The organism is Streptomyces sp. NPDC002130 (assembly GCF_040296465.1).
In the GTDB taxonomy this organism is placed as follows: domain Bacteria; phylum Actinomycetota; class Actinomycetes; order Streptomycetales; family Streptomycetaceae; genus Streptomyces.
This window is the reverse complement of sequence record NZ_JBEOXI010000391.1, coordinates 1-5217: the sequence shown is the minus strand read 5'-3', so window position 1 is coordinate 5217 and position 5217 is coordinate 1. Positions and strand designations below refer to the sequence as shown.

At 72.5% G+C, this 5217-nt stretch carries 5 protein-coding genes and 3 pseudogenes; all 8 read right to left on the bottom strand.

Annotation, left to right across the window (positions count from 1 at the left end):
- Positions 1–337, bottom strand: a pseudogene (locus tag ABT116_RS39285) (MFS transporter); the annotation flags it as partial.
- A 6-nt stretch (positions 338–343) separates the two neighbouring features.
- Complete coding sequence (locus ABT116_RS39280; RefSeq protein WP_351644482.1) at positions 344–1162, bottom strand: SAM-dependent methyltransferase; 819 nt, start codon at positions 1160–1162, stop codon at positions 344–346.
- Between the two features lie 38 nt (positions 1163–1200).
- Complete coding sequence (locus ABT116_RS39275) at positions 1201–2472, bottom strand: cytochrome P450 family protein (RefSeq protein ID WP_351644480.1); 1272 nt, start codon at positions 2470–2472, stop codon at positions 1201–1203.
- 2 nt (positions 2473–2474) lie between these two features.
- Positions 2475–2834 (bottom strand): antibiotic biosynthesis monooxygenase family protein, encoded by a 360-nt coding sequence (locus ABT116_RS39270; RefSeq protein ID WP_351644478.1) that lies wholly within the window; start codon positions 2832–2834, stop codon positions 2475–2477.
- Positions 2831–3157, bottom strand: a complete 327-nt coding sequence (locus tag ABT116_RS39265) for an antibiotic biosynthesis monooxygenase family protein (protein ID WP_351644475.1) — start codon at positions 3155–3157, stop codon at positions 2831–2833. The genes ABT116_RS39270 and ABT116_RS39265 overlap by 4 nt, the downstream gene beginning before the upstream one ends.
- A gap of 1 nt (position 3158) precedes the next feature.
- Positions 3159–3908, bottom strand: a complete 750-nt coding sequence (locus tag ABT116_RS39260) for an SDR family NAD(P)-dependent oxidoreductase (protein WP_351644473.1) — start codon at positions 3906–3908, stop codon at positions 3159–3161.
- A 28-nt stretch (positions 3909–3936) separates the two neighbouring features.
- Positions 3937–4650, bottom strand: a pseudogene (locus ABT116_RS39255) (SDR family NAD(P)-dependent oxidoreductase); the annotation flags it as partial.
- Between the two features lie 33 nt (positions 4651–4683).
- Positions 4684–5133 (bottom strand): annotated as a pseudogene (locus tag ABT116_RS39250) (SRPBCC family protein); the annotation flags it as partial.
- Positions 5134–5217: the final 84 nt, after the last annotated feature.

Genomic DNA, 5217 nt, shown 5'->3' with positions numbered 1-5217 from the left:
GGCCGCAGGTGATCAGCGCACCGCCGAGCAGCACGGCCCGGCGCGCACCCAGCACCCGGTCGGCGAGCCACCCGCCGGGCAGTCCGGCCATGAAGCTGAGGGACATGTACGCCGCGAAGATCGCGGTGGCCGTCTGCGGCGCCATGCCCATGCCGCCGCGCGTCTCGGAGGCGGTCAGGTAGAGGACCAGGATCGCCGCCATCCCGAAGAAGCTGAACCGCTCCCACAGGTCGACCGCGAGCAGCGTGCCGAAGCCGGGCCTGCGGTCACCGGCTTGCGGTGGTGCGGCGGGAGCGGTGGCCGGCGAGGAGTCCTGCGGGGTGAGGGAGATGTCCACCGGAGGTCACCGGGCCGGTTTGAGGGCCACTCCGGCCAGCATCGCGAGCGCCGGGTCGGGGGTCTCGGCCGGTTCGGGGCGCCACAGCGGGGCACGCACCACGCCGGGCTCCACCAGCTCGAAGTCATCGAACAGCGCGGCGAGTTCCCGGTTGTCGCGCCAGATCACCTGGCTCACCGCGCCCCGGTACTGCTCGGCCGCCTCCGGTGCCGCCCTCGGGACCTCCTCCGCGCCGGCATGCGAGATCACCAGGGCGCTGCCGGGTGCCAGCCGCTCGGTGTACTGGCGCACCAGGGCGAGCGGATCGTCGGCGTCCGGGACGAAGTGCAGTACGGCGGCGAGGATCAGCGCGACGGGCCGGTCGAAGTCGATCAGCCGGCGGGTGTCCTCCGCGTCCAGGATCTCCCGGGACTTGTACAGGTCGCCCTGGAACACGGCCGCTCGGGGTTCGTCGGCGAGCAGGGCCCGGCCGTGTGCGACGGCCACGGGGTCGATGTCGACGTAGACGACCTTGCTGTCCGGGTGGGCGGCGAGGGCCACGTCGTGCACGTTGCCCTCGGCCGGGATGCCGGAGCCGATGTCGAGGAACTGCCGTATGCCGAGCGCGGACAGTTCGCGTACCGCGCGGCGCAGGAAGGCGCGGTTGGCCTTGAGGGTGGCCGGGAGGTCGGGGTTGCCGGCCGCTACCTTGCGGGCGAGTTCCCGGTCCGCGGGGAAGTTGTGGGTGCCGCCGATCCAGTGGTCGTAGACCCGGGCGATGCTCGGGGTGTCGATGTCGACCTCCGGCGGGGCCCAGGAGGGGCGTTCGGTGTCCTGACGTTCCACGGGTGTCTCCTCTAGTACGGGCGGGGCGGGGTCGGCGGTCACGCCGTGAACACCGGGAGTTCTTCGAGGCCGCGCATCATGAGGCTGCTGCGCCAGCGCAGTTGGTCCCCCTCGACGGCGAGCCGCAGCCCGGGCAGGCGGGTGAACAGGCGGCTGAGGACGATCTGTCCCTCCAGCCGGGCGAGCGGGGCGCCCAGACAGTGGTGGATGCCGTGGCCGAAGGCGACCGAGGCGGTGTGGGCGCGGGTGATGTCCAGGCGGTCCGGGTCGGGGTAGCGGGCCGGGTCCCGGCCTGCGGCGCCGAGCGAGATGGTCACGAACTCGCCCTCGGGGATGGTGACCGAGCCGACCTCGACGGGCTCGGTGGTGAACCGCCAGGTGGCGTTGGTGACCGGACCGTCGTAGCGGAGGAACTCCTCGACGGCCGCGGGCCACAGCGACTCGTCCGCCGCGAGCCGCCCCCGCACGTCGGGGTGTGTGAGCAGGGCCAGGGTGCCGTTGCCGATGAGGTTGACCGTGGTCTCGTGGCCCGCCACCAGCAGCAGGAACGCCATGGAGATCAGTTCGTCTGACGACAGCTTGTCGCCCGCGTCCTGGGCGTGCACGAGGTCGGTGAGCATGTCGTCGGCCGGTTCGGCCCGCTTCGCCTCGATCAGCGCCGTCAGGTACGCGATCATCGACGCGCTGGCTTCGCGCACCTCGTCGGTGCCCGCGCCGGAGACGAGCAGGTTGGACCAGCGGCGGAAGGCGGCCCGGTCGTCCGGGGGCACGCCGAGCAGCCAGCAGATGACCGTGAACGGCACCGGGAAGGCCAGCGCCTCCATGAGGTCCAGCCGCTCGTGCCGGGCCATGGCGTCCAGCAGTTCGTCGGTGAGCCCGGTGATGCGCGGTCGCAGGGACTCGACCCGGCGCGCGGTGAAGGCCCGGCCGACGAGCCGGCGCAGCCGGGTGTGGTCCGGCGGGTCGCTGTCCAGCATGTGCACGCTGAGGACGTGCGGGAACTGGCTGCGCTCCCCCGACTCCGCGAGGAACTCCCGCTGTTTGTCGGGGTCGACGAAGTTGCGCGGGATGAGGTCGCGGCCGACCCGCATGTCCTTGCTGAGCCGGGGGTCGGCGAGCAGGGCCCGGGCGTGCTCGTATCCGGTGACCAGCCAGGTGCGCAGGCCGTTCGGTGTCGTCACGGGCACGGCGGGCGCGGTCCGTCGCAGGGCGGCCAGCGCCTCGTGCGGGTTCTGGTGGAAGGCGGGGGTGAACAGGTCGATGGGCGGGTCGGCCGGTGGGGCCGGCTGCCGGGCGTCGGTGCGGGCCATGCTCAGACTCCTTCCTTTTCCTCGACGTCGGCGGTGAGGGTGGCGGCCCGGTCCCCCGCGTAGGCGGCGAGCTCCCGGTAGATCTCGAAGGGCCGGTCCCGGCCGGTGTCGCGCAGCGGCCGCAGCGGGGCGGTCTGGTCCTTGTGGGCGGGGCCGCTCTCCCAGGCGGTGAACGCCTCCCAGTCGGCCCAGCGGCTGACCACGACGTAGGAGCGCGGGTCGCCGAGGGCGTGCAGCAGCTTGTTGCCGAGCAGGCCGGCGGTGCCCGCCATCCGGCGGCTGGCCTCGTGGTACGCGGGCAGCACCCGGTCCGGGTCGTCGCTCAGGTGGTAGAGCACCACCTCGACGGCGCCGCCGGTCACGATGCGGCGCCGGACAGGGCGGCGACGACGTGCATGGTCGTCATGGAGCCGCCGCTGCGGTACGGGTGCAGTTTCTGACGGTGTTCCAGATGCCGGTCACTGGTCTCGAACTCACGGAACAGCGGCTCGTTCACCCAGTCGCTGACGATGTAGTAGACGCCCTCCTCCTCGGCGCTGCGGGAGAGCCACTGGCCGAGGTTGGCGGGGTGGGAGGTGACCGAGTCGCCGACCTCCAGCCACACCTTCTCGAACTCGTTCTCCATGCCGGGCTTGATCTGCATGCGCAGCGTGACCCGGAAGACCTGCTCGGCGGGTTCGGGCACGTCAGATCCCCCCGTCGACGTTGAGGGTCTCGCCGGTGATGTAGGCGGCGGCGTCGGAGAGCAGGAACAGCACCGGTCCGGCGAGTTCCTCGACGGTGCCGAGGCGGGCCAGCGCGGTCTTCTGCGCGTAGGTGGCGCGCAGTCCCTCCGCGCGGTCGGCGGGCATGGCCGCGAAGGCCTCGGTCTCGATGACGCCGGGGGCGACCACGTTGACGCGGATGCCCTTGGGGCCGAGTTCCTTGGCGAGCGAGCGGGTCAGCCCGATCATGGCGGCCTTGGCGGCGGTGTAGTGGGCGCGCAGCGGTATGCCCGCGGCGGCTCCGCGCGAGCCGATGTTGACCACCGAGGAGCCGGCGCCGAGCAGCGGCAGCGCCTGCTGGATGATCCGGTAGGCGGCGGTGAGGTTGGTGTCCAGAATGCGCGACCACTCGTCGGCGGGCAGGTCCGCGAACGGGATGTGGCTGATCACGCCCGCGTTGTTGACCACGCCGTCGAGCCGCCCGAAGCGGTCCTTGGCCTCGCCGACGAGACGGTCGACCTCGGCGGTGTCGCCGACGTCCGCGCGGATCACGTGGTGGTCGCCGGCGGTCTCCTTGAGCGCCGCGGTCAGGCTGTCGACGGCCTCGCTCTCCTGCCGGTAGCAGGTGAGGACGTCGGCGCCGGCCCGGGCCGCGGCGAGGACGATGCCCCGCCCGATGCCCCGGGTGCCGCCGGTGATGAGCAGTTTCCTGCCGTGCAGTGCGAGTTCCACTGGGATTCCCTCCATGGCTGGGTGCGGCTCAGACGCAGCCGTCGACGTGGATGTTCTGGCCGGTGACGTAGCCGGCGTGGTCGCTGACGAGGAACAGCACGGCCTGGGCGATGTCGTCGACGGTGCCGAGCCGGCCGAGCGCGGTGAAGGAGGCGAAGGTGGCGCGCTGCCGCTCGGCCTCCTCGGCGGGCAGTTCGTCGAGCGCCTCGGTGGCGATGCGGCCGGGGGAGACGGTGTTGACGCGGATGCCGCGCGGTCCGAGCTCCCGGGCCAGCGAGCGGGTCATGCCGACCAGGGCGGACTTGACGGCGGTGTAGTGGACGCCGCCGGCCATGCCGATGAAGGCGACCGTGGAGCCGATGTTGATCACCGACGATCCGGCGGAGAGCAGCGGCAGGGTGCGCCGGGTGACCAGGTGGGTGGCGGTCAGGTTGCCCTGGACGGTGTCGGCCCACTCGGCGGGTGTGAGGTCGGCGTACGGCTGGGGGCGGAACGTCCCGGCGTTGTTGACGACGGCGTCCAGTCCGCCGAGGCTCGCCTCGCACGCGGTGACCAACCGGTCCACGTCCGTCTCGTCGGCGGCGTCGGCCCGCAGCACCTGGTGCTTGCCGGGGGTGCCGGCCAGTTCCTCCTCCAGGGTGGCGACGGCCTCGCCGGGGGTGCGGTAGCAGGTGACGACGTCGGCTCCGGCCCGGGCGGCGGCGAGGACGATGCCCCGGCCGATGCCCCGGGTGCCGCCGGTCACCAGGAGGCGCTTGCCCTGGAGTTGGCGGCCGGCCCGGGCCGCGGTCTCCACCTTGGCCTTGATCAGCCGCATCTGGACGGCGGTGTTGCGGTTGAGCCGGGCGGTCATCCCGGCGTCGTCGATCGGGGCGTCGGGCTTCATCGCGAAGTCCTGGATCCAGCGCATCCGTACGCCGCCGGGCACCTCCTCGTACTCCCAGCGGATGTTCATGTACGCGAAGGGGCCGGTCTCGACCCGGCGGGCCACGACGGTGCGGGTGGCCGGGTCGGGGGTGCGCTCGGAGACCCAGCTCCAGACCGTGCCGTTCTCGTCCGGGTGCAGGGCGAGGCGGAAGGTGACGGTGTCGCCGTCCCGGCCGAGGATCTCGGCGGAGGCGTACTCGCTGAACAGCCGGGGCCAGGCGGCCACGTCGTTGGTCATCGTCCACACCAGGTCCATCGGTGCCTCGACGACGATCGCGTTGTCGGTGTGTCCTGCCATCAGACGCGGGCCTCCGTGAGCCGGGCGTGGACATAGGTCAGGGCCTCGCGCGGGGTCTGGGTGTGCGCCAGGTCGCCGTCGGGG